At 41.4% G+C, this 21,992-nt stretch carries 22 protein-coding genes; 8 read left to right on the top strand and 14 right to left on the bottom strand.

The features are described from left to right. Positions 1-62 precede the first annotated feature (62 nt). Positions 63-758: a ComF family protein gene (locus tag KTO63_RS05050; RefSeq protein ID WP_217790139.1), complete on the bottom strand. Its 696-nt coding sequence runs from the start codon at positions 756-758 to the stop codon at positions 63-65. A 74-nt stretch (positions 759-832) separates the two neighbouring features. Beyond that, a complete protein-coding gene (gene radA / locus KTO63_RS05045) occupies positions 833-2,209 on the bottom strand; it encodes a DNA repair protein RadA (protein ID WP_217790138.1) in 1,377 nt (458 codons plus the stop codon). A gap of 669 nt (positions 2,210-2,878) precedes the next feature. Here radA and KTO63_RS05040 point away from each other — a divergent pair. Continuing rightward, positions 2,879-3,562, top strand: coding sequence for a zinc metallopeptidase (locus tag KTO63_RS05040; protein ID WP_217790137.1), 684 nt, complete (start codon positions 2,879-2,881; stop codon positions 3,560-3,562). A gap of 137 nt (positions 3,563-3,699) precedes the next feature. Here KTO63_RS05040 and KTO63_RS05035 read toward each other — a convergent pair whose 3' ends face one another. From KTO63_RS05035 to KTO63_RS05020, 4 genes are all read right to left on the bottom strand, one after another. Next, positions 3,700-5,244, bottom strand: coding sequence for a helicase HerA-like domain-containing protein (locus KTO63_RS05035; protein WP_217790136.1), 1,545 nt, complete (start codon positions 5,242-5,244; stop codon positions 3,700-3,702). A 206-nt stretch (positions 5,245-5,450) separates the two neighbouring features. Next, positions 5,451-6,164, bottom strand: a complete 714-nt coding sequence (locus KTO63_RS05030) for a LytR/AlgR family response regulator transcription factor (protein ID WP_217790135.1) — start codon at positions 6,162-6,164, stop codon at positions 5,451-5,453. Beyond that, positions 6,161-7,216, bottom strand: coding sequence for a sensor histidine kinase (locus KTO63_RS05025; RefSeq protein WP_317195738.1), 1,056 nt, complete (start codon positions 7,214-7,216; stop codon positions 6,161-6,163). Before KTO63_RS05025 ends, KTO63_RS05030 begins: the two co-directional genes overlap by 4 nt. Before the next feature lie 154 nt (positions 7,217-7,370). After that, entirely contained in the window at positions 7,371-8,066 is a 696-nt protein-coding gene (locus KTO63_RS05020; protein ID WP_232373027.1) for a 4'-phosphopantetheinyl transferase family protein, read from the bottom strand. Between the two features lie 6 nt (positions 8,067-8,072). On the opposite strand from KTO63_RS05020, the gene dcd reads away from it, so the two are divergent. Beyond that, positions 8,073-8,609 (top strand): dCTP deaminase, encoded by a 537-nt coding sequence (gene dcd, locus KTO63_RS05015; RefSeq protein ID WP_217790134.1) that lies wholly within the window; start codon positions 8,073-8,075, stop codon positions 8,607-8,609. A 3-nt stretch (positions 8,610-8,612) separates the two neighbouring features. Next, positions 8,613-9,284, top strand: a complete 672-nt coding sequence (locus KTO63_RS05010) for a hypothetical protein (protein WP_217790133.1) — start codon at positions 8,613-8,615, stop codon at positions 9,282-9,284. A gap of 24 nt (positions 9,285-9,308) precedes the next feature. Here KTO63_RS05010 and KTO63_RS05005 read toward each other — a convergent pair whose 3' ends face one another. Next, the gene (locus tag KTO63_RS05005; protein ID WP_217790132.1) at positions 9,309-10,391 is read right to left on the bottom strand and encodes a DUF3810 domain-containing protein; all 1,083 of its coding nucleotides are present in this window, start codon (positions 10,389-10,391) and stop codon (positions 9,309-9,311) included. A gap of 210 nt (positions 10,392-10,601) precedes the next feature. On the opposite strand from KTO63_RS05005, the gene KTO63_RS05000 reads away from it, so the two are divergent. The 3 genes from KTO63_RS05000 (at position 10,602) to KTO63_RS04990 (ending at position 13,526) form a co-directional block, all read left to right on the top strand. Further along, the gene (locus KTO63_RS05000; protein ID WP_217790131.1) at positions 10,602-12,230 is read left to right on the top strand and encodes an acyl-CoA carboxylase subunit beta; all 1,629 of its coding nucleotides are present in this window, start codon (positions 10,602-10,604) and stop codon (positions 12,228-12,230) included. A gap of 115 nt (positions 12,231-12,345) precedes the next feature. Continuing rightward, positions 12,346-12,819 carry a ribonuclease HI gene (gene rnhA / locus KTO63_RS04995; RefSeq protein WP_217790130.1) on the top strand — a complete coding sequence of 158 codons (474 nt, stop codon included), beginning with the start codon at positions 12,346-12,348 and terminating at the stop codon, positions 12,817-12,819. Positions 12,820-13,088: 269 nt separating this feature from the next. Continuing rightward, on the top strand, positions 13,089-13,526 hold the full coding sequence (locus KTO63_RS04990) for a DUF1801 domain-containing protein (protein ID WP_217790129.1): 438 nt from the start codon (positions 13,089-13,091) through the stop codon (positions 13,524-13,526). Positions 13,527-13,690: 164 nt separating this feature from the next. Here KTO63_RS04990 and KTO63_RS04985 read toward each other — a convergent pair whose 3' ends face one another. Further along, on the bottom strand, positions 13,691-14,260 hold the full coding sequence (locus KTO63_RS04985; RefSeq protein ID WP_217790128.1) for a DUF6580 family putative transport protein: 570 nt from the start codon (positions 14,258-14,260) through the stop codon (positions 13,691-13,693). Between the two features lie 66 nt (positions 14,261-14,326). Then, entirely contained in the window at positions 14,327-15,538 is a 1,212-nt protein-coding gene (manA, locus tag KTO63_RS04980) for a mannose-6-phosphate isomerase, class I (protein ID WP_217790127.1), read from the bottom strand. Positions 15,539-15,577: 39 nt separating this feature from the next. On the opposite strand from manA, the gene KTO63_RS04975 reads away from it, so the two are divergent. Further along, on the top strand, positions 15,578-15,955 hold the full coding sequence (locus KTO63_RS04975; RefSeq protein ID WP_217790126.1) for a YraN family protein: 378 nt from the start codon (positions 15,578-15,580) through the stop codon (positions 15,953-15,955). A gap of 107 nt (positions 15,956-16,062) precedes the next feature. Here the strand turns inward: KTO63_RS04975 and KTO63_RS04970 are convergent, their stop codons facing one another. The 5 genes from KTO63_RS04970 to KTO63_RS04950 all read right to left on the bottom strand — a co-directional run bounded on the left by KTO63_RS04970 (position 16,063) and on the right by KTO63_RS04950 (position 21,190). Then, the gene (locus KTO63_RS04970) at positions 16,063-16,353 is read right to left on the bottom strand and encodes a cell division protein ZapA (RefSeq protein ID WP_217790125.1); all 291 of its coding nucleotides are present in this window, start codon (positions 16,351-16,353) and stop codon (positions 16,063-16,065) included. A 68-nt stretch (positions 16,354-16,421) separates the two neighbouring features. Then, complete coding sequence (locus tag KTO63_RS04965; RefSeq protein ID WP_217790124.1) at positions 16,422-16,709, bottom strand: hypothetical protein; 288 nt, start codon at positions 16,707-16,709, stop codon at positions 16,422-16,424. A gap of 137 nt (positions 16,710-16,846) precedes the next feature. Then, positions 16,847-19,270 (bottom strand): phenylalanine--tRNA ligase subunit beta, encoded by a 2,424-nt coding sequence (pheT, locus tag KTO63_RS04960; protein ID WP_217790123.1) that lies wholly within the window; start codon positions 19,268-19,270, stop codon positions 16,847-16,849. A gap of 220 nt (positions 19,271-19,490) precedes the next feature. Then, entirely contained in the window at positions 19,491-20,291 is an 801-nt protein-coding gene (locus tag KTO63_RS04955; protein ID WP_217790122.1) for a DUF3108 domain-containing protein, read from the bottom strand. A gap of 26 nt (positions 20,292-20,317) precedes the next feature. After that, the gene (locus tag KTO63_RS04950; protein WP_217790121.1) at positions 20,318-21,190 is read right to left on the bottom strand and encodes a lysylphosphatidylglycerol synthase transmembrane domain-containing protein; all 873 of its coding nucleotides are present in this window, start codon (positions 21,188-21,190) and stop codon (positions 20,318-20,320) included. Positions 21,191-21,348: 158 nt separating this feature from the next. On the opposite strand from KTO63_RS04950, the gene ruvC reads away from it, so the two are divergent. Continuing rightward, complete coding sequence (gene ruvC / locus KTO63_RS04945; protein ID WP_217790120.1) at positions 21,349-21,915, top strand: crossover junction endodeoxyribonuclease RuvC; 567 nt, start codon at positions 21,349-21,351, stop codon at positions 21,913-21,915. Positions 21,916-21,992: the final 77 nt, after the last annotated feature.

The raw sequence follows: 21,992 nt of genomic DNA, 5'->3' as shown, positions 1-21,992 counted from the left end.
GTGATATCGATTTCATGATGCATATTACCCTATTAATTATTCATTATTAATTATTAATTACTCTATTCCTCCACAGCAAATGCCAAACTCAAAATACTCAACTGCGCTCCTTCGGCTTTTAACAATTCGACGCCGCAAGCTTCCAATGTGGCACCGGTCGTTATTACATCATCTACCAACAAAATATTTTTATTCCTTAACAGATCCGCTTGCTCGAGAAAAAATTTCCCTTCCATGTTTTCCCATCTTTCTTCGCGGCTTTTATGTGTTTGTGTTTCCGTAGCCGACAAACGTTTTACTGCATGTTCGATCACCGGAATTTGCAACTCATTGCCAATCGCTTCACACAGAATGGTTGCCTGGTTATATCCCCGCTTTTTTTCACGGGCTGCAAACAAGGGCAACGGAACAAGCGCATCAATATCTTTAAATCTGTTGCAGTCTTTTATCTGCCTCGCCATTTGCCTTCCGAGAAAATATCCGATCTCTTTATTGCCTTTGTACTTTAATGCATGCAACATGTTTTGCAACTGCGAACCTTTTGTAAAATAAAATGTGCTGGCCGCTGCCTTAATGGGCAAGCGCCCCCAGAATCTTTTCTCCAGTGCATTGTGTGCCTGATGACAAAAATTAGTGAACGGCATTTGAGACTCGCACTGCAGGCAAATGATCTGCTCTCCCGCAATATCGTTTCCGCACCCCACACAAATATGAGGAAAGAACAAATGACTTAAAGACGACAAGGCTTGTTTTACCATAAAGTTATTAGTTGATAGTTGTTAGAAGGGAAGTTCGACTATAAGGTCTAACAACTATCAACTAACAACTTCTTTTACGCAAAAAGCAAATTATAAACTTCCTCCACTCTTCCTACAGCCACTACTTCAATATTTGTCTTCAGGTTACTAAGGCCCTTTTGGTTATAACGGGAAAGGATTATTTTTTCAAAGCCCATCTTTTCTGCTTCGGCAATGCGTTGTTCAATCCGGTTCACGGCTCTTATTTCGCCACTTAAACCAACTTCACCGGCAAAGCAAATGTTCATGGGCAAAGGAACATCTTCATAAGAACTCAGCAAGGCGCACAATACCGCAAGATCCATGGCCGGATCTTCTACTTTTAAACCACCGGCAATATTAAGGAACACATCTTTTACACCAAAATGAAAACCGCCGCGCTTCTCCAGCACCGCCAGCAACAGTTGCAGTCTTCGAAGGTCCATTCCACTGGTGGTTCTTTGCGGAGTGCCGTAAACAGATTGTGTTACCAATGCCTGTATCTCTATAAGTAATGGTCTTAACCCTTCTATCGTTGCGGCAATAGCAGTACCACTCAGGTGCTCTTCTTTTTGTGTGATCAAAATTTCGCTTGGATTACTCACAGCTCGCATACCACTTCCTGTCATTTCATAAATGCCCAATTCTGCCGTACTGCCAAAACGATTTTTCAAGGTGCGCAGAATACGATAAGCATAATGTCGATCACCTTCAAACTGCAACACGGTATCTACCATGTGCTCCAATATTTTTGGACCGGCAATGCTGCCATCTTTGGTGATGTGGCCAATTAAAAAAACCGGCGTATTTGTTTCCTTCGCAAATCGCTGGAGCTCGGCCGCGGTTTCCCTGATTTGCGAAACGCTTCCTGCCGATGATTCAATAAATGGTGTATGCAATGTTTGAATAGAATCGATAATGATCAGCTGCGGGCGCAATTTTTTTATTTCCTGGAAAATGATCTGAGTGGATGTCTCTGTCAGCAAATAAAAATCTTCATTGCTGGCCTTCAACCTGTCGGCACGCATTTTAATTTGCTGTTCGCTTTCTTCGCCGCTCACATACAAAATGGAAATGCCCTTCATATGCAAACCATTTTGCAGAAACAATGTGGATTTACCAATGCCCGGTTCGCCAGCCACCAACACTATGCTTCCCATCACGATACCACCACCCAGCACCCTGTTGAGCTCTCCATCTGTTGTAACAATTCTTTTTTCTTCGCTGCTTATTATTTCGTTCAGCGGAACTGTTTTATTTTTTCGTTCACCGTTGTAAGATTTCCAATCATCGTTTCCACCCTTCGACTTTTCCTTTTGCACCAACTCTTCCACAAAAGTGTTCCATTGTTGGCAAGAAGGACACTTGCCTAACCACTTTGCACTTTCATATCCACAGTTCTGACAAAAAAATGCTGATTTCGTTTTGCTCATGGAATAAAGATCGGGAACAATTTGAAAATTTGAGAATTTGAAAATGTCTTAAGTACGTGCTTTTGCATTTATCATTTAGTGTGCGAATACTTGGAGAGTTATTTTGAAAAAGGAAAAATTGCACAAAAGGAATTTTCAAATTCTCTCATTTTCAAATTCTCAAATTAACATGTCATCAATCAGATGAAATTAATGCGATGACATTAAACAAGAGAAACTTTCATTGATGAAAGATGAGTTTTGTACATCAACTTTAATTCAAAGCGAAAAAAAATTCAGGAAATCATCAACTCAAAGAGAGAAACTTTTGTTTTTGAAGAAGAGAATTTGTGAAGAATAAAACTTGAGTTTTTATAAAGTAAAAGGGCCAGCAAAACTGCTGACCCCTTACTTACTAACCCATTAAATTCTTGCACTAAATTACAAATTAGCGCCACATAACAAAATTATTTTTTGACCCTGTGAATAACTTTTACGTTTTTAAAAGCCTTATTTTTCGTTGCAATTAATTGGTTTACAGACGATTAAAAATCTGTCAAAATTTATCCGAAACCACGTCTTTGTCAAAATGGCAATTTAATTTTCGCTTCATGACAAAAAGGCGTCAAAAATTCAGGTCACTAAAATGGCAGTCTTATTGCTCATTTATTCATTAAAATTTAAGAGAAAATGACACCTTCTATCATGATTGTTTCGATCGGATTTGTGATTCTTAGTATGCTGATTTCCTTAGTGTTGAAGAGTAAGTTTGCCTCTTACAGCAAAATCCCTCTTTCCAGTGGATTATCGGGTAAAGAAGTGGCAGAAAAGATGCTTAAGGAAAATGGAATATATGACGTTCAGGTAATATCTGTGGCTGGATTCCTGTCAGATCACTATAATCCGGCCAATAAAACCGTAAATCTGAGCCCGGATGTGTACAATGGGGTGAATGTTTCGGCGGCGGCGGTTGCCGCCCACGAATGCGGCCACGCGGTACAGCATGCGGCAGGATACGCCTGGTTGGGACTGCGGTCAAAACTTGTTCCTGCTGTGCAGGTCAGTTCAAGGTTGGTCCAATGGGTACTTTTGGCCGGAATCATCCTGATTAACCGGTTTCCGCAGCTTTTACTGGCTGGTATCGTCCTTTTTGCGATAACTACGCTGTTTTCGCTCGTTACCCTTCCGGTGGAGTTTGACGCAAGCAGAAGGGCTCTTGCGTGGCTCAACCGCACCAACGTGACCACCCAAACGGAATACCCCAAAGCCAAAGACGCCTTAAAATGGGCCGCGATGACTTATGTAATTGCCGCTCTCGCATCATTGGTAACGTTAATCCAGTACATTATGGTTTATCAAAATAGAAACAGGTAGGTTTATTTAGTTGAGAGTGGAGAGTGGAGAGTTGAGAGTTCTTTACAGTTAAAGATTCGACACTTAAGCCTAACTGGCGTATCTTTAACGATTGTATTTTTCTCAACTCTCAACTCTCAACTCTCAACTCTCAACTCCTAAAACCAACTCTTCTTCTTACTACTCCTTCCACCCAGGCCCAACGCACCAAGCAAACTCCTGGTGATGATGCTGGCGGCCGTTCTGCCTACTTGTTTGGTGATGGGATTATCGAGCACTTCGTCTATCACTGATTTTTCTTGTGGCGCCTTCTTGCCGGGAGCAGGAGCTGTTTTACTTTTTTCTTCGGCTTCGTTCAGTTTTGCCGTCAATATTTCGTAGGCGCTTTGTGAATCTATCGCCTGGTTGTATTTTTTAACCAGTTTAGATTGGCTTATGATATTGTCAATTTCGGCCGGCGTGAGTACATCCATGCGGCTGCGCGGCGAACACAACATGACTTGTGCAAGCGGTGTAGGAATACCTTTTTCATTCAGCATTGTTACCAGCGCTTCGCCTATACCGAGTTGCGTGAGCAGATCATCCGTTTTATAAAATTTTGTTTCGGGATAGTTCTCCGCGGTTTGCTTGATCACTTTTCTATCCGCAGCTGTAAAGGCACGCAAGGCATGCTGCACTTTCAACCCAAGCTGACCAAGAATAGACGCTGGAACATCCATTGGATTTTGTGTACAGAAAAATATACCAACGCCTTTTGAGCGGATCAGTTTGATGATGGTTTCTATTTGCTGTAACAACGCATCACTTGCTTCCTGGAAAATCAGGTGCGCTTCATCTATGAAGATCACCAGCTTTGGTTTGTCCATATCGCCTTCTTCCGGGCAACTTGCATACAACTCAGCCAGCATCTGCAACATAAACGTAGAGAACAGTTTCGGACGATCCTGTAAATCAGTAACACGCAAAATGCTTATCATACCACGACCGTCGCCGCTAATGTGCATTAGGTCATTTACGTCAAAACTTATTTCACCAAAGAATGTGTCTGCTCCTTGTTGTTGGAGTTCGACCACTTTGCGCAAAATAGTTCCTGTGGATGTAGTGGAAACTTTTCCGTAAGCTTTTTCCAATTCTGCTTTTCCTTCGTCACTTACATATTGCAACACTTTGATAAAGTCTTTCAGATCAAGCAAAGGCAATTTATTATCATCACAGTATTTAAAGATCATTGCTACCAGGCCGCCTTGCGTATCATTCAGGTCCAAAATCTTACTTAACAAAACAGGACCGAATTCACTCACGGTTGCTCTTAACCGAACACCTTTTTCGTTGCTCAACGTCAACAACTCCGCGGGATAAGCAGAAGGCTTGTATTCAAGACCCAGTTTTTGGTAGCGTTCTTTCAATTTGTCATTCTCTGTTCCTGCTGCCGCAATGCCGCTAAGGTCTCCCTTGATATCCATGAGCAAAACAGGCACGCTGTTATCGCTAAGTATTTCACTGATCACTTGCAGGGTTTTTGTTTTACCAGTACCCGTAGCACCGGCAATCAATCCGTGACGGTTCATTGTTCGCAGCGGCAAAAAAATATCTGCGCCCTGCACCACTTCACCATCCAGCATTGCCACTCCAAGTTTTGGAGCATCGCCCTTAAAAGTATAACCATCTTTTATCGCTTGTAAAAACTGAGAAGCATCTGCCATAACAAGTAATTGAATGATTGATTTATTGAATTATGGAAGAAAAGGTAGGAAGAAAAATGCTTCAAAATATGCGAAGAGAAAAAAATCATTCGAACAACGCAAATGACAGTAACTGAATAACCGATTAACTGAATAACTGAGTGTTCATATTCGAAAAGCCTGTTCGACTTTCAACCACTCAGTTATTCAGTTATTGAGTTATTCAGTTATTCTGGCTGCAACCCCAATAGCGCTTCCAGATTCGCTTTATAATTATCACTCAACGGAATTTCGTGTTGTGCTACTACAACAAGTCCACGTTTTATGGCGGAAATTTTAGGAAGGGAAACGATATATGATTTATGTATCCTGGCAAATTGATGCACGGGCAGTTTTTCTTCCATTGCCTTCATGCTCATGCGGGTGAGAACGGGTTTTGTATTGGCCAAATGAATGCGTATGTAGTCTTTCATGGCCTCTACAAAAATAATATCGTCATTATTAATTCTTACCTGGTTGTATTCTACGTTTACAAAAAAGTAATCGCGTTGTATAATGGAATTGCTGAACAATTGCCTGTGCTGAAGCTGGTAAAGATCATATGCTTTGTTGCAGGCCTTTAAGAATCTTTCGAAAGAAACAGGTTTCACCAAATAATCCACCACATCAAGATTGAAGCCTTCTATTGCATAGTTTTCATAAGCAGTAATCATAATGGTAAGCGGTTTTACCGATAAGCTTTTCAATAATTGAAAGCCCGTTACGCCGGCCATCTGAATGTCGAGAAACATAAGATCTACTCTCTCACGTTTCAGTACATCCATTGCTTCCATCGCGTTCTTGCAACGCTTTACCAGTTTTAAAAAAGGTATTTGCTTAATGTTATCTTCCAGCAGATCGAGCGCTAGTTTTTCGTCGTCTACTGCAATGCAATGCATCATCTTAATTGAAGTATTAGGTTAATGTAAAACCAGTTATTGTTGTTACTAATTGTGAGCTTGTGTTCATTTCCATACAATAAATTCAACCGCCGTTCTACATTTACTAGACCAATTCCGGAGTGCTTATCGTTGCTTCCCTGGTTTGCCGGATTGAATTTATTTTTTACTTCAAAATGCAGTTCACCCGCCCGCTCTTCCATTCTAATGTGAATTTCCGGCTTGTCTATAAAGCCAATACCGTGCTTGAATGCATTTTCAACAAAGGGTATGAGTAACATGGGTTCGATAAGATAGCTGTCGAAACTTCCGCTGCTGGAAAATTCTATGTGCACACTATCTGCAAAGCGCAGTTGCTGCAAATCAATATAGTTCTGAAGATACTCCCGTTCCTTGGTCAAACTTACTTTATCTTCATCGGATTCGTACAACATGTAACGCAAAAGATGTGATAATTTTATTAAAGTTGGCTCCAGTTGCGTTGATCGTACCCTTGCAAGTGATACGGCGCTGTTCAGCACGTTGAACATAAAATGCGGACTCACCTGTGAACGCAGAAAAGATAGTTCAGTTTTCAGATGTTCCGTCTGTCTTTCCTTTAAGTTTCGCTCATTTTTAACATTATCAATAATGAACCGGTAGGTAGTGCTGATTGCCAAAATAAACAGGGTAGGAAACACAGATATAAAAAACGGTACGCGCCACGGAATGCTTTCTACATCTTCATAACGGTTTACCATTAGCATGACCAGCAACACCACTGCAAACACTCCGACGAGACTAACTATATACCACGCCACTTTTTTCTTTTGCAGTAGAAATGGAATGAGGATATAAGCATTCAAATAAAACACCGCTATGAGCAGCAATCTAAAAACCGCCTGAACGCTTGGTGGTTGCGGCACACGGCGCACGTGTGTTGTTGCTGCTTCAATATTCGGACGTAAAAAAAACGGGATAGAAAAGATCAATACCCACGACGTTACGTGAAACAGCACCGCAAACATGGGCTGCTGGTACCACTTTAATCCGGGCTTATATTTGAGCGTAAACACAGGAAGTTTTGAGTTTTGAGTTGAGCAGAATTACTACCGCTGAATGGAGCGTCGCAACGGCTGTTTAATAGTTGTACTACTGTCTGGCCAACAAAATGTTGCTCTTTATGCCATGCAGCTTTTTTACTTTTTATTTTTTACTTTTTATTTCGCTTTAATCCGCCACCCACACCATCATCAGCGGGCGAAATAATTTTCCGTGCACCTTAAGATGAATTGGCTTTTCCTTTTCAAAAACAAATGGCAATGTCGCGGCATCTCTTGCCAAAATGGAGATAGGACCATCCAAACGCATGTTGTGTTTGAAATCAACTTTGCCGTTTCCGTACCACTTGAACACAGCCTCTTTTGCGCTCCACATTAGCGCAACAAGTTGCAAATGCACATGTGGTAAATAGCTCCAGTTATCAAGTGTCTGCCTCTCATTTTCATTCAAAAATTTGGAAGAAATAGTTTCCAGTCTTGATGTTACCAGCTCTACATCTATACCCACACGTCTCTTGGTGCTTACAATAGCAGCGGCAAAATTGCCACAGTGGGAAATGGAAAAGTGAAATTTCTCGTCGGGCAAAAATGGCTTCCTGGTATCTGCTATTTCTATCTCGGACAAAGGAAAATCGGCAAAAAGCGTAGGTAACAAATAGCGCCCTGCAAGGTGTTGCAGCCGCTTGTAGGGATGCGAAACATCTTTCTTTAATGGTACTTTTTGCAGGAAAAAGTCTTCTGGTTCTTCTATGCGCCAAATACCCAATTTGGTATTTTCGTCTATAATTTGTTGATAAAAAAGAGGCATAATTTCAAAAATGACGGTTACTTTGCCGCTTACAAATTGACAATAAAAAACTGACATTCAAAAATGATACTCTCCGATACCAGAATACTGGAAGAAATTGAAAAAGGAACCATCAAAATAACCCCGTACGACAGAGAATGCCTTGGCAGTAATTCCTATGATGTGCATCTTGGAAAATGGCTGGCAAAATATAAGGACGAGGTGCTGGATGCCCGCAAACACAACCAGATTGAGTATTTTGAGATCCCAGAGGAAGGTTTCATTCTGCAGCCACACGTATTTTACCTCGGCGTAACGGACGAGTACACGGAAACACATGCGCATGTGCCTTTTTTGGAGGGGAAGTCTTCCACCGGCCGCCTGGGTATCGATATCCACGCAACAGCGGGTAAAGGCGATGTTGGTTTTTGCGGTAACTGGACATTGGAGATTTCGGTAAAACAACCAGTGCGCATTTACAAGAACATGCCCATCGGCCAATTGATCTATTTCCCGGTAGATGGTGAGATCGCAGTAAAATACAATCAAAAACAAAATGCGAAATACAGCGGCCAGCCAAACAAGCCGGTTGAAAGCATGATGTGGAAGAATAAATTTTAAAAAATGAACAATCCGAACGACGAAAAACACATGCTAGTTCTTAGAGCTAGCGAGGATATTTCCAATGCTGAAATCGTTAACATTTGTAGTCAAATAGCCCAATACGGTATTAAAGCAGATATCGAGGAAATTGACGGTTTAGAAAAACTAACGACAGTTTTTAAGTCTGGAAAACAATATGACTACATATATCTTGCAACTCATGGTTGTGAATCCTCTTGGGGAAACATCTCCGGTTCGGTCAGCATAACTTGGATAGAATTTGCTGCTCTCACTTGCATTACAGACGTATTAAAACCTGGAGCGATTTTTTTACATTCATGCTGTCGAGGCGGTCTAAATCAAGTTGCTTGGCAAATGTTTGCTTGTTGTGAAAAAATCGAATTCGTTTGCGGTCCAAGACATAATCTACTTGCTGTTGATTTGACAATAGCCTTTAACTTATTTCTTTACAATTTGGAAATAAAACGCATCGATCCCGTTAGGGCAGCCGAAAAGGTGTTGGATGCAACTGACATTCGATTAACTTGCTTCGACAAGGTTGAAACGGTTTCAGATATTGCTTACGTCAATCATTCGAAACAAATAACAAATTCAATCGACCAAGCACTCACTAAATTCGGTTTCGTTAACTTACAAGTTCAGGCTGAGGTAATCGACAACGTAAAAAATTAATCAATTTTCTGGCATAATACATTTTTACAGCGCTTGCATGCCGTACTTTTTCGTGTACGCGATTATCATTCCCACCACTTCATTATACGACATCATTCCTACAGGTTGTTCGTTTGCTTTTAAATATTGTCCATACATTTTTGTGATCAATGGCTCAAATGGGTTGGCATATTGTGCATAGAATTTTCTCAGCTCCAGAAAATCATTTTTCACGCCCGGCAGCAATTCCTTTTTCAACCTATTGCCAATAACGGTATCGCGACGCAGCAGATCACGCATGCAGTAGCTGTACAAATCAAAATACAGGGAGTATAAAAATGCAGAATCAGAAGAAGCTTTTGCTGAAAGAAATCCCGCGAAATTCGCTTCGTTTTCTTTGGCGTAACCCATTTGGTGGCCCATTTCATGGCAAGTTGTAAATGGCTGTACAAATAACGGAACGGTCGTGTTTACCTGTGCTTCTCCGCTGAATGGATTGTAGTAACCTGTGAACCCAAAATAATCTCCGAAATAACTGTAAATAGAAGGCTTTACAGATTTTGTCTTGTAAGTAAGAAACGGATAATCTTTCGATGTAGCATCATATGCTTCGAAGGCTCGCTTAAAAAGCGTCCGCTTTTTGTGCATATCATTTCTCGTTTGCAGGCTTGCATTGTACGTGCCATTCAAACGATGAATGATAGTATCTGTAAGCGTTGTGAGATCTTCGGTCGAATATTTCTTTACTTCTATCTGCAATTGGTCTGTAATGCCAAGACGGTTATAGTTTAGCCCCCAAGCAAGGTTAAAATAAACATACACTACCAGCCATGCATAAACGAAATCCAAAACAAGTTTATAAAAATATTTCCGGGTTAATTCTTTTCTGAAAGCCGAACGAATGAATCTTACAAACATCACCACCAAATACAAAGCAATCACTCCGTAAAAAATATCTCCAATGCTAAAAGGAATCCAGCCTAAAAGGAGCCGCTGTATCCTTGATATGAAGGGATAAAAGCCAAGCGAATAATATTTCTCGACAAATGCAGGAAATAAACTAATGACCTTAATAACGATTGCCAATGCCAACAAAACGATCCAGCCGATTTTTCTTTTTAATGCCATGTTGATAAAAGTAAAAAATCAAAAGTAAAAAGTAAAAAAAGCAACTGTTAATAACAGATAAATACATGAAGCGTCAAAAATATTGTACCATTCTTTATAAGACAACCATCACGCAACTAGAGCACGGGGCGGGATAAGGTGACTTTTTTCATTTTGACTTTCGATTTTTTACTTTTTACTTTCCTATCTTACAACTATAATCTGCTTGCCATGAATCTTGAACTGAATAAGAATGAAGATGCTATGCAATTGGCCGTTAGCCAGCTTAAACACCGTTACGAAAAAATAACATTGGGAGGCGGTAAAAAAGCGATTGAAAAACAGCACGCAAAAAATAAATTAACAGCCCGCGAACGAATCGATTACCTGGTCGATCAAGACAAACCATTTACAGAAATAGGCTCCTTTGCGGGTTACGAAATGTATGAAGAAGACGGCGGCTGCCCTGCCGGCGGTACCGTTGGCGGTGTGGGATATGTAAGCGGCAGGCAGTGTGTGATCGTTGCCAACGACCAGACTGTAAAGGCCGGCGCATGGTTTCCTATCACGGGCAAAAAGAATTTGCGCCTGCAGGAAATTGCCATGGAAAACAAATTGCCGATCATTTACCTCGTTGATAGTGCAGGGGTTTATTTGCCCATGCAGGATGAAATTTTTCCCGACAAAGAACATTTTGGCCGCATTTTTCGCAACAATGCGCAAATGAGTGCACAGGGCATTACGCAAATATCTGCGGTGATGGGCGCTTGTGTGGCGGGTGGCGCATACCTGCCTGTAATGAGCGATGAAATGCTGATGGTAGAAGACAATGGCTCGGTTTTTCTTGCCGGCCCTTATCTCGTAAAAGCGGCGATTGGCGAAGATGTAGATGCAGAAACGCTTGGCGGCGCCTCGATGCACACTTCTATCAGCGGCATTGCGGATTATAAATTTAAAACAGAACAGGAGTGTCTTGACTACATCAAAAGCCTGATGAGCAAGCTGGGACATAATCCAAAAGCGGGCTTCGATAGAATTGCCGCAAAAGAACCCGCCAAAAATGCAAGCGATATCTTTCAAATCGTTCCACTGGGAAATGCAAAAGCTTACGATGTTATAGAGATTATTGAAAGGCTTGTTGACGATTCCCAATTTGAACAATACAAAGAAGATTACGGTAAAACGATTGTATGTGGCTATGCCCGCATCGATGGATGGGCAGTTGGCATCGTTGCCAATCAACGCAAGATCATAAAAAGTGCGAAGGGCGAAATGCAGATTGGTGGCGTGATCTACAATGACAGCGCTGATAAAGCAGCTCGTTTTATTTTAAACTGCAATCAGAAAAAAATTCCTTTGATCTTTTTGCAGGATGTAACAGGCTTTATGGTAGGTAGCCGCAGCGAACACGCCGGCATTATTAAAGACGGCGCTAAAATGGTGAATGCTGTCGCCAATTCTGTTGTGCCGAAAATCACCATAATTATAGGCAACTCGTTTGGCGCAGGTAACTACGCCATGTGCGGAAAGGCCTATGATCCACGTTTTATTTATGCATGGCCCAATGCAAAAATCGCTGTGATGGGCGGAGAACAAGCGGCCAAAACATTATTACAAATACAGGTTGGCTCATTAAAAGCAAAAGGTGAAACGATTACAGCGGAAGCAGAGAATAAATTGCTGAATGAAATAAAAGGCAGGTACGAAAAACAAACAACGCCTTACTACGCAGCAGCAAGACTATGGGTAGATGAAATCATCGATCCGCTGGAAACAAGGTCAAGAATTTCAGAAGCGCTGAATGCGGCTAATCACAATGCAGACATACCTGCATTGAAGACGGGAGTCTTTCAAGTATAAGGAATTGAAAATTGAAAGTTGAAAATGAAAATCTATTCGGAATGTAGAGCCGCCATTTTCAACTTTCAATTTTCAATTACCACTCCCTATCTTCGCTGCCATAACATTTTTTACATTGAACAAAGAACTAGTCATATACACGGATGGCGCTGCACGCGGAAACCCAGGACCAGGAGGGTATGGAGCAATTTTGAAATGGGGAGATACCGAGAAAGAATTTTCGCAGGGCTACCGTTTGACAACCAATAACAGGATGGAATTGCTGGCTGTAATTGTGGCATTGGAAAATCTGAAGAAAGATGGTTTGCCGATTACCGTTTACAGCGATAGCCAATATGTGGTTAAGGCAGTTGAACAGGGTTGGTTAAAAAAATGGATCGCTACCAATTTCGCTGGAGGCAAAAAGAACCGCGATCTCTGGATACGTTTTCACGAGCTAAGCAAAAAGCACCAGGTAAGATTTAAATGGGTGAAAGGACATGCGGACAATCCTTACAACAACCGCTGCGACATTCTTGCAACAACAGCCGCAGATGATAAAAGAAATTTATTGGTGGATGCGGAATATGAAGCGGAAAACAGGAGATAATTGAAAATTCCTGCCCGACTGAAGTCGTTCGGGCGGGGAAAGTGAAAAATTGAAAATGGGTTGATGCTGTTTGGCTAGCATCCTTTAGTTAGCGAGAAGGCTTCGACAAGCTCAGCCTGACAACGCGAAAGGACTGTCAGGCTGAGCTTGTCGAAGCCCGTCCGAACCGGCTTCATCCGGGCGGGCCTTGTTAAACAGGAACGGTGATTGCAAAACATTTCTGAAATAAACTACATTGAATCTCAAATTGCTAATTTCAAATCTTTCATATGGCAACAAACAAAACAACACAAACCGACGAAAGCGTGTTGGCTTTTATTGACCGGATTGAAGATGAAACAAAGAGAACTGATGCGTTAACTATAGTTAAGTTATTTGAAAAGCAAACTGGTCTTAAGCCAAAAATGTGGGGACCGAGTATTATCGGGTTTGGTGGCTATGCCTATAAATACGACAGCGGCCATGAAGGCACTGCTCCATTGCTGGGCTTTTCTCCAAGAAAAACCTCACATGTATTTTACCTCAGTGCTGGTTTTGAGGGCCGGGAAGAACTTTTGAAAAAATTAGGAAAACAAAAGACCGGCAAGGGCTGCGTGTATGTGAACAAACTGGCCGATATCAATCAGGATGTGTTGAAAGAAATGATCGATGCTTCTCTGGCAAATATTCACGGGCAGGTTAAAAAGAACAATTGGAAGTTGATATAATTTTCTGAACGAGGCTTCGACAAGCTCAGCCTGACAGCTTCAACGGAGTGTTAGGCTGAGCTTGTCGAAGCCTTCTTGGCAACACAACGACTTAGTCGGATACGCGCAGCAACAAAAAAAGGGAAGCGATGCTTCCCTTTTTTTATATTTTATTATCTCAACAATTATTCTGCGAATGCAGTGTGTTGAGCAACGTTCTTTTTTGTCAACAGGTAGTGGCTGCCGAAAAGTACAGCACCAAAAACCAATGTTCCTAATACTTCACCTTTAAAGAATGGCAAAGCATCAGTGTAACACATCATCAACCCAGCGAATGTTTTTGGACGCTGAAGACCTGCTCCTGCTGCCCAAACCAAAAAGTTGGACGATAAAAAGAACAAAACCGGAGCCAGCAAAGAGAACCCTAAAACATTAGCAATGGTCACGCGTTTCATTAAGAAACCAAGACAAGTTAACAATGCAAACAATACATAGTTAGCAATTTGTCCTTCGTAAAAACCAGGGATCGGACTTACTCCAGCGCTATACAAAACCTGGTATAATACATCTGATAAAAACATGGAGAACAATGGCAGAGCCAATGCCCATTTCTTATCCTTAATGACTGCACCACCGAAAATAGCCATCGCGATTTGCGGCGTAAAGCCCCATGGACGGCCCGGAATAGCGCGGTAAACTGCAGCTATCACAATCATTAGAACCAATGACCAAACTAAAGATTTATTCAATTTCATAATTATTGCGCTTGAAGTCAACAAAAATAATAAAAAAGCCTGTGAATCGGAATTAAATGCCATTGTTTATACCCCTGGTACAAATGCTCTGTATATTTCGGCGTTTTCCAAAGCTTTTACTGTTACGGTAGCGCCGGCAAATGTCACAAATGCCTCCCCTTTTTTCAGTGCAACTTTCTTTTCTTCATTGCTGATTTCTACGCAGCCGGAAAGTACCAGCACAATTTCAGCGCTTGTAGCATGCAAAGAAAATTCTTCATTGCTCTCAAGGCTCACGGTGCTGAGTTGAAAATCAGGAGCCGGAGAAACGAATACCTTTTCTTTTGTAGCAGTTGCTGAACCAGAAATTACGTTGGGAACAACTTCTTTGAAGCTTACATGTTTCATCAATTCAGCCACATCGATGTGCTTTGGCGTAAGACCACCGCGCAAAACATTGTCGCTGTTTGCCATGATCTCTACATTCTGTCCTTCAAGGTAAGCGTGTAAAATGCCTGCATCCTGGAAAATAGCTCCGCCTGGATGTATGTGAACAAGATTTAATAAATAAACGGAGAAGATACCCCGATCAATATTATTGCCTTCGTTGAAAGTTAGCGCCGCACGTGCCGCCCAAAAATCAGCATTGTCTTTTTTCAGCTCATTGTTCTTGTATTGTGGAACAATGCGGTCAAGCAGTGGTTGCAAATGTTCGTTTACTTTCTGCTGATCCATTTGCATTACTTCTTCGTACAGTTTTGCATAGTTATTACCTTCAAAATACGGCAACAAAAATGACAGCTCTGGAACAGATGATAATGTTTTACGCATAAGTTCTGGCGTTTTAAAGCCATGCAGTAAATAGAACTCGCTCAACGCCGCCATTAGTTCAGGCTTGTGGTTATCATCTTTATAGTTGCGGTTTGGCGCATTTAGTGCCACACCTTTTGCGTTTTCTTTTGCAAACTCTTCTACCGCCGCCTTTTTTGTAGGATGCACCTGGATAGATAACATGTCTTTTACATCCAGAATTTTAAGCAGGTATGGAAGTGCTTTAAAATTGTTGTACACTTTTTCGCCAAGAGCAGCAGTATTTGCTGCGATGTATTCATTCAGCTTTGAAGGCTGCGCACCTTCAAGTTCTGCCGGCGCGTTAACATGCGCGCCCAACCAATATTCTGCAAAGGGCTGTTGTTTATCATTTGCCACGCTCAACAACGCGGGTATGTAGTCGTAACCGCCCCATTGATAATGCTGAATTTTTCCGGTTAGCTTATAGAAGTTATTTTTAGTGCTCATAGTATTATTTTTCGCGCACCAAAGAAAACAAAAAATTGTATGTCATATCATAATGAACTGGGAAAAACCGGAGAATTATTTGGAGCAAAATTTTTGGAAGATAAAGGCTTCACGATTATTGAGCGTAACTGGCGCCACGGGCGTTACGAAATTGACATTATCGCTTCGTTAAAAGACACCATTCATTTCATCGAAGTAAAAACAAGAAGCAGCAAAACGTTCGGCTTGCCAGAGGAAAGTGTTTCTGCCGATAAAGTCAAACGATTGTCTGTTGCAGCAAATGCCTATTTGCAAATGAATACAGGCTGGAAATGGGTGCAACATGATATTCTCTCTATCACCCTCGTTAACGGACACGATCCGCAATTTCATTTTATGGAGGATGTTTGGGTGGGCGCGGGAAATGTGCGGATTTGATGTTCTGTAGAGACGCGTAAAAACGCGTCTCCTGAAATACAGCGTTTCCGAAAGTTTGCAGCGTCGTTGATTGCGCGGAGATGCGTTTTCACGCGTCTCTACGGAGATCATTCCAATGCCTTATCCAGCGCACTTTCCAGCGATTGTAATTTTTGCAGCATTTCCCCTTCTACAATTTGTTGATTGGTTTGCGGAATTTGCAGTGTGGCGTACCAAACCATAACCATGGCCACATAATCCTGCATGTCTTTACCTGCAAAGTTCGTTTTGAACTCAACAATTTTATCGTTGATAATTTTTACAGTGTGCCTTACCGCTTCTTCATCTTTTGTATCGATCTTAATACGATAAGTTCTGTCGCCGATGACTATGTTGATGGGAATGAGTTGATCTGACATCTTGGGAGGAATTAGAAATTAGGAATCAGGATTTAAACGAGTGTAAAATGCATTTCTTGTCTGAATCCCTACTCTTGTAACATGGCTATGCATTTATCAATTTCCTTGAGGTATTGATTGATGCGTTTTTCGAAGTCCTTTTTATCTTCTTCGCTCATACCGCTTTTGGCCGCTTTTAAAAGCGATACCTGTTGGTTGAGCTCATCTATTTGTTGATGTTGAATACTCTCTTTTTCCTTTAACAGGCTCAATTGCAATGAAAGCTTTTCATTTTCTTTTTGCAATGCGCTGTATTGCTTCACCAATTGCTGAAGTTTTTCTTGTATGCGCCTGATGTGTTCCTGTAGTGGTTCCATAGTTGGTGTCGTAAGAGAGTTGTTAGTTGTTGGTTATTAGTTGTTAGACATTCTGTGCTCATATAAAAAGTATGTTTCCACCTTTTCCTGTATGCAACACCTTAAGTCTAACAACTAACAACTATAAACTAACAACTCTATTTTCTAATCTCAGCCTGCAGTTCCTTTTCAACAGATGCCATGATCTTGCTCATCATGCTGTCGATTTCCTTATCGGTAAGTGTTTTTTCTTCGTCAAGGAAACTGAAACTTACGGCCATTGATTTTTTATTTGTACCTAGCTTATCGCTTTCAAATATATCAAACAAACTAACGTTTTGCAATTTGGAAGCCTTCGCATTCTTCACAGCTTTTTCCACAGCTTCAAATGGCAAAGATTTGTCCACAATGATGGCAAGGTCACGCTGAACAGGTAGTTGCTTTGGTAATTCCGTGAAAGAGATTTGCTTTTTCGCAACAATTTCACGCAACAATTTCCAATCGAAATCAGAAAACAACACTTCCTGCTTGATATCAAATCTTTCGCGTGTTTTCTTTGCAACAGTGCCCAATGAAAGCAAATGTTTGCCATTTACTTTTGCTGCAAGGCCTTCAATTTTTCCATCGTTCAATGCTTCAAATGTAGCATTCTCAATTCCTGCCAATTTCAAAATAGATGCGGCCACACCCTTCAATCTGTAGATGTCAGATTTAACCGCTTTTTGTTTCCAGCTATCTTCACTGGCATTGCCACTGATGAACAAGGTAAGATGCTCTTGCTCGTCATAATGACCAACGCCTGAAGTAGAGTATGTTTTACCGAACTCAAAAAAGCTCAGGTTATTGTTTTTCCTGTTGATATTGTGCGCTACGCTTTCCAAACCTGTTTCCAGCATAGCAGGACGCATAATATCCAACTCAACGCTTAGGTTATTCATGAGTTTTACGGTGTGTTGCAAAACTTCTTCAGAATAATATTTGCTGTTTGTAATGGAGTTTGTCATGATCTCGCTAAAACCTTGTCCTACCAGGTAATTAGCCACTTTCGTCCTGAAAGACTCCTTCACGCGATCTGCTTCTACCGCCGGGCTAATGGTAATTGCATGCGGAATGGTTACGTTATCCAATCCGTCAATGCGCAAAATTTCTTCCACGATATCGGCAGGAATGGAAATGTCCGGTTTGCTGTAAGGAACCAAAAGGAAAAGTTCGTCGATGCCATCTTTTACCACTTCAAAACCCAGAGCTTCCAGTATTTTTTTAACTGTATCGCTGTGGTAGCTTTTACCGCTTAATCTTCTCAGGTAGTGATATTTGATAGAAACCGAAGTCTTGTCTTTGGGCTGCGGGTAAACGTCAACAAGGTCAGATGAAATTTCGCCGCCTGCAACTTCTTTAATCAGCAAAGCTGCTCTTTTCAAAACATTTACAGTCGCCGAGATGTCCACGCCTTTTTCAAAACGTGTGGCGGCATCTGTACGCAAGCCGTGACGGAACGATGTTTTACGAATGCTGGTCGGGTTGAACCATGCGCTTTCAAGGAAAATATTTGTTGTCGTTTCCTTCACACCGCTTTTCAAACCACCAAATACGCCTGCAATACACATTGGTTCTGTTTCATTGCAGATCATCAAGTCCTCGCTGCTTAATTTTCTTTCTTTCTCATCAAGTGTTACGAAAACGGTATCCTGCGGCAGATTTTTTACAATTACTTTTTTGCCGGTAACTGCATCCGCGTCGAAAGCGTGCAGAGGCTGTCCTGTTTCGTGCAGTACAAAGTTGGTGATGTCAACAATGTTATTGATTGGTCTCAAACCGATGGCTTGCAATTTGTCTTTCAGCCATTTCGGAGATTCTTTGATGGTAACGCCAGAAATGCTTACACCAGCGTAACGCTGGCAAGCCGTTTTGTTTTCTATTGTTACAGAGATCGGCAGATTATGATTTTCTACTTTAAAAGCGTTTACTGAAGGCGCTTTTACACGCTGATCACCTTTGTCGTGGTGCGTTAGGTACGCACATACGTCGCGGGCAACCCCCAGATGGCTCATTGCGTCCATTCTGTTTGGCGTAAGGCCTATCTCGTAAACAAAGTCTGTGTAAGGCTGGAAGTATTCAGCAGCAGGCATTCCTACTTTCACAGTAGCAGGTAATACCATAATTCCCGCGTGGCTCTGGCCCATGCCCACTTCGTCTTCTGCGCAGATCATCCCGTAGCTTTCCACTCCGCGAATTTTTGCCACTTTCATGGTCAGCGGATCGCCGGTGGAAGGGTAAATAGTTGTGCCAACGGTTGCCACCACTACTTTTTGTCCCGCAGCCACGTTTGGTGCTCCGCAAACAACCTGCAGAGGATCGCCGCTTCCTATGTTTACTTTGGTAACTTTTAGTTTATCGGCGTTTGGGTGCTGCTCGCATTCCAAAACTTCGCCTATTACAAGACCTTCAAGGCCGCCTTTTACAGATTCGTATTTTTCCAAACTTTCAACTTCTAGTCCTATGGAAGTGAGGATCTTAGACAATCTTTCCGGCTCCAGGGATACCGGTAAATATTCACTCAGCCAGTTATAACTTATCGTCATCGTAGTATTCTCTTTTTCGAGGGCTCAAAAATACGGAAAGAGAGAGGAAAGGCAATAACTGAATGACTGAATAACTGAATAACTGATGTTTAACGACAATCCTGCGCTAAAAAGCTCAACCGGGCCAATAACCGAATCATTGAATTATTGAATAATTGAAATTCGAACGCAAAGTCGCGCCTGAAACCTCAGTTATTCAGTTATTCAGTCTATTCAGTTATTATTTCAGGCTTATCATCGAAGTCAGCGGATAGCGCAAATTCCTGTACCCCATCATGTCCACTTTTACGCTTCCCACGCTGATGGGGCTTTCTACTCGCAGTGGAATATGGTTGCCGTCGTCGCTTACCCAAACGTTCATTTTTTCACCGCCTTCGAATATGGTGCCTTTGATGAGGAGCGGTTTGAACTTGATGGCATTGAAGGTGCCGTATTTCGTTTTTATTTTTTCCTTTCCTAAATAACGAACATACAGGTTGTACACTTCGTTGTCCAGAAACATACTGAAAGGAATTTTATCTTCCGGTTTGTATTTGTTGAAATCTATATTGCGGGCATAATAAATGGCGCTGATTACGTCCTGTATGCATGCGGGCACTTTAAACACTCCATTGTTGGTAACTGCGGTGTTCGCTGTTTTATTGAAGGTTACATTTTCGTATTTTTTATAACCACCCTCGTTTATGTTCCGTATGAATTTTAAAGGTTGCAGCGTTGCCGTATCCACATAACTTTCGTACCTGTCGCGCACTTTAAAAAAATTGTCATAAAAACTGTATGTGGAGCCATCCCCTACAACGTGGTAAACCGGTCTGTTATTAAATTTTTCAAGTGAAACATTAAAGTTTGCTTCCCCTGCCGCCACATATACGCCAAGTGTATAGTATACTTTATAGTTTAAATATTCACCGGTATTAAAGGCTGTATTCTTCAGGCCACAAAAATCATCACCCGCATTGAGTGCATTAGTAAGAGGTAAAACAAATAAGGTTATCAGAGCAATTAAAAAAAATTTACGCATCTGCCGGTTTTTTATTTGATCCCAGGCTATTGGTCCTTGCCTGAATATATTTTGATTCCTAAAATTAATAAACTACCCACTATCGCCGGAACTACAAGGTTAATAAACCAAATACCAATGGTTCCCGCAATTACGCCCACATTATTTGTGGTAAACAATCCAAACAATTGTATGCTTAGCTGACCGCGAATGCCAACTTCTGCCAATGCTATAGTCGGAATAAGGGCCAAGATCAAAAACATTACACTCACGGTCCACGCAATTTGCCAGCTGTTCATGTCAACATCCATCAATTGCAGTATCAATATATATTGAAAAATGAATACGCAATAACGGATGAATGACAAAGCAAAAACTCTTAACAATCTCGTAACACCCAACTCTTCTAAGATAGCGATTTGATGAATTCGCTTTCCTATGCGAGGTATTTTTTCTATCGATTTTGTTAACCACGACAGACGGAAGTATAATAGCAAACATAATACCGTTACAACAGATCCGCCTGCCAAAGTAATTCTTATCCAAAACTGATAAGACGGCCAACTCTTAGATATATTGTGTGGCACAAAGTTTAAAAAGTAAACAAGTCCAAAACAGCCCATCATGAATGTAATGATCAATTGGCTGAAACTTCCGGCAATGGCAAGTGAAACAGCCTGGATGCGGTGCCCTTCTTTTACGTACAAAACCCTTCCGCCATATTCACCGATTCTGTTAGGTGTGTTGATGGCAAATGCCACGCCCGACAATGAAGCTTTCATTGCGCGCCACCACGTTGTTTTTTCAAGCGTGAGCATTAGTATCTGCCACTTTCTTGCTTCTATTCCCCAATTCACAAATGTGAGAATAAGTAACAGGTAAAGTTTCCATGAATCACTACCTGTTAAGGAGAGTTTCATGTTGTGTAATGAGAGTCCAAGATCGGGCTGATTTTTAATTTGTCGGTATAAAGAATATGACAACCATACAAACAATATGGGACCTAAAAAATAATTGACAAACTTTTTGATATTTTTGTGGCTATATATCGACATTCTCTTCAAAAATAAACTCCTATTTGCAAAAGGCTCCGAAAATAATTTTAGGTATAGATCCTGGTACTCTGGTAATGGGATATGGCATAATACATGTTACCGGTAACACTATCCGTCTTGTTGAGATGGATGTTCTTTCTTTAAGCAGCAAGAAACATATGTACCATCGCCTGGAAATGATTTACCGCAAAGTTGCAGAAATTATTGTTCAGCACAAGCCGACTTCTTTTGCAATTGAGGCGCCCTTTTATGGTAAAAACGTACAAAGTATGCTCAAGCTGGGACGTGCGCAGGGTGTGGCCATTGCCGCCGCTATGCAAGCCGGGCTTGAAGTTTGCGAATATTCTCCCAAAAAAGTAAAGCAATCCGTTACCGGAAATGGTAATGCGGATAAAGAACAAGTTTGGAAAATGGTGCAGCGTATTGTCACTATTGAGGATAAGCCTAAGTTTTTTGATGCTACCGATGCGCTCGCTGTTGCAATTTGCCACCACTATCAAACTTCCAACCCACTTATGGCCGATGCGAAAAAAATGAAGGGTTGGGAAGATTTCATTAAACAGAATGCGGATAGGATTAAGATAATGTAGGGTGCTACACCTGAGTTCACCACTAAGGCACTAATGACACTAAGCCTCACTAAGAGATAATTCATTTTTTAACCGCG

The organism is Pinibacter aurantiacus (assembly GCF_019130065.1).
In the GTDB taxonomy this organism is placed as follows: domain Bacteria; phylum Bacteroidota; class Bacteroidia; order Chitinophagales; family Chitinophagaceae; genus Pinibacter; species Pinibacter aurantiacus.
This window is presented reverse-complemented; position numbering and strand designations above follow the sequence as displayed.

Excerpts from the sequence above, each read along its gene's own strand:
- KTO63_RS05005 (WP_217790132.1), bottom strand. The coding sequence starts at position 10,391 with ATGGCATTAAAAAGAAAAATCGGCTGGATCGTTTTGTTGGCATTGGCA.
- KTO63_RS04955 (WP_217790122.1), bottom strand. The coding sequence starts at position 20,291 with ATGCGTAAATTTTTTTTAATTGCTCTGATAACCTTATTTGTTTTACCT.
- KTO63_RS05000 (WP_217790131.1), top strand. The coding sequence starts at position 10,602 with ATGAATCTTGAACTGAATAAGAATGAAGATGCTATGCAATTGGCCGTT.
- manA (WP_217790127.1), bottom strand. The coding sequence starts at position 15,538 with ATGAGCACTAAAAATAACTTCTATAAGCTAACCGGAAAAATTCAGCAT.
- KTO63_RS05035 (WP_217790136.1), bottom strand. The coding sequence starts at position 5,244 with ATGGCAGATGCTTCTCAGTTTTTACAAGCGATAAAAGATGGTTATACT.
- KTO63_RS04990 (WP_217790129.1), top strand. The coding sequence starts at position 13,089 with ATGGCAACAAACAAAACAACACAAACCGACGAAAGCGTGTTGGCTTTT.
- pheT (WP_217790123.1), bottom strand. The coding sequence starts at position 19,270 with ATGACGATAAGTTATAACTGGCTGAGTGAATATTTACCGGTATCCCTG.
- KTO63_RS04965 (WP_217790124.1), bottom strand. The coding sequence starts at position 16,709 with ATGGAACCACTACAGGAACACATCAGGCGCATACAAGAAAAACTTCAG.
- KTO63_RS05050 (WP_217790139.1), bottom strand. The coding sequence starts at position 758 with ATGGTAAAACAAGCCTTGTCGTCTTTAAGTCATTTGTTCTTTCCTCAT.
- KTO63_RS05020 (WP_232373027.1), bottom strand. The coding sequence starts at position 8,066 with ATGTCAGTTTTTTATTGTCAATTTGTAAGCGGCAAAGTAACCGTCATT.
- KTO63_RS05010 (WP_217790133.1), top strand. The coding sequence starts at position 8,613 with ATGAACAATCCGAACGACGAAAAACACATGCTAGTTCTTAGAGCTAGC.
- dcd (WP_217790134.1), top strand. The coding sequence starts at position 8,073 with ATGATACTCTCCGATACCAGAATACTGGAAGAAATTGAAAAAGGAACC.
- KTO63_RS05030 (WP_217790135.1), bottom strand. The coding sequence starts at position 6,164 with ATGATGCATTGCATTGCAGTAGACGACGAAAAACTAGCGCTCGATCTG.
- KTO63_RS04975 (WP_217790126.1), top strand. The coding sequence starts at position 15,578 with ATGTCATATCATAATGAACTGGGAAAAACCGGAGAATTATTTGGAGCA.
- KTO63_RS04950 (WP_217790121.1), bottom strand. The coding sequence starts at position 21,190 with ATGAAACTCTCCTTAACAGGTAGTGATTCATGGAAACTTTACCTGTTA.
- KTO63_RS04970 (WP_217790125.1), bottom strand. The coding sequence starts at position 16,353 with ATGTCAGATCAACTCATTCCCATCAACATAGTCATCGGCGACAGAACT.
- radA (WP_217790138.1), bottom strand. The coding sequence starts at position 2,209 with ATGAGCAAAACGAAATCAGCATTTTTTTGTCAGAACTGTGGATATGAA.
- KTO63_RS04985 (WP_217790128.1), bottom strand. The coding sequence starts at position 14,260 with ATGAAATTGAATAAATCTTTAGTTTGGTCATTGGTTCTAATGATTGTG.
- KTO63_RS05040 (WP_217790137.1), top strand. The coding sequence starts at position 2,879 with ATGACACCTTCTATCATGATTGTTTCGATCGGATTTGTGATTCTTAGT.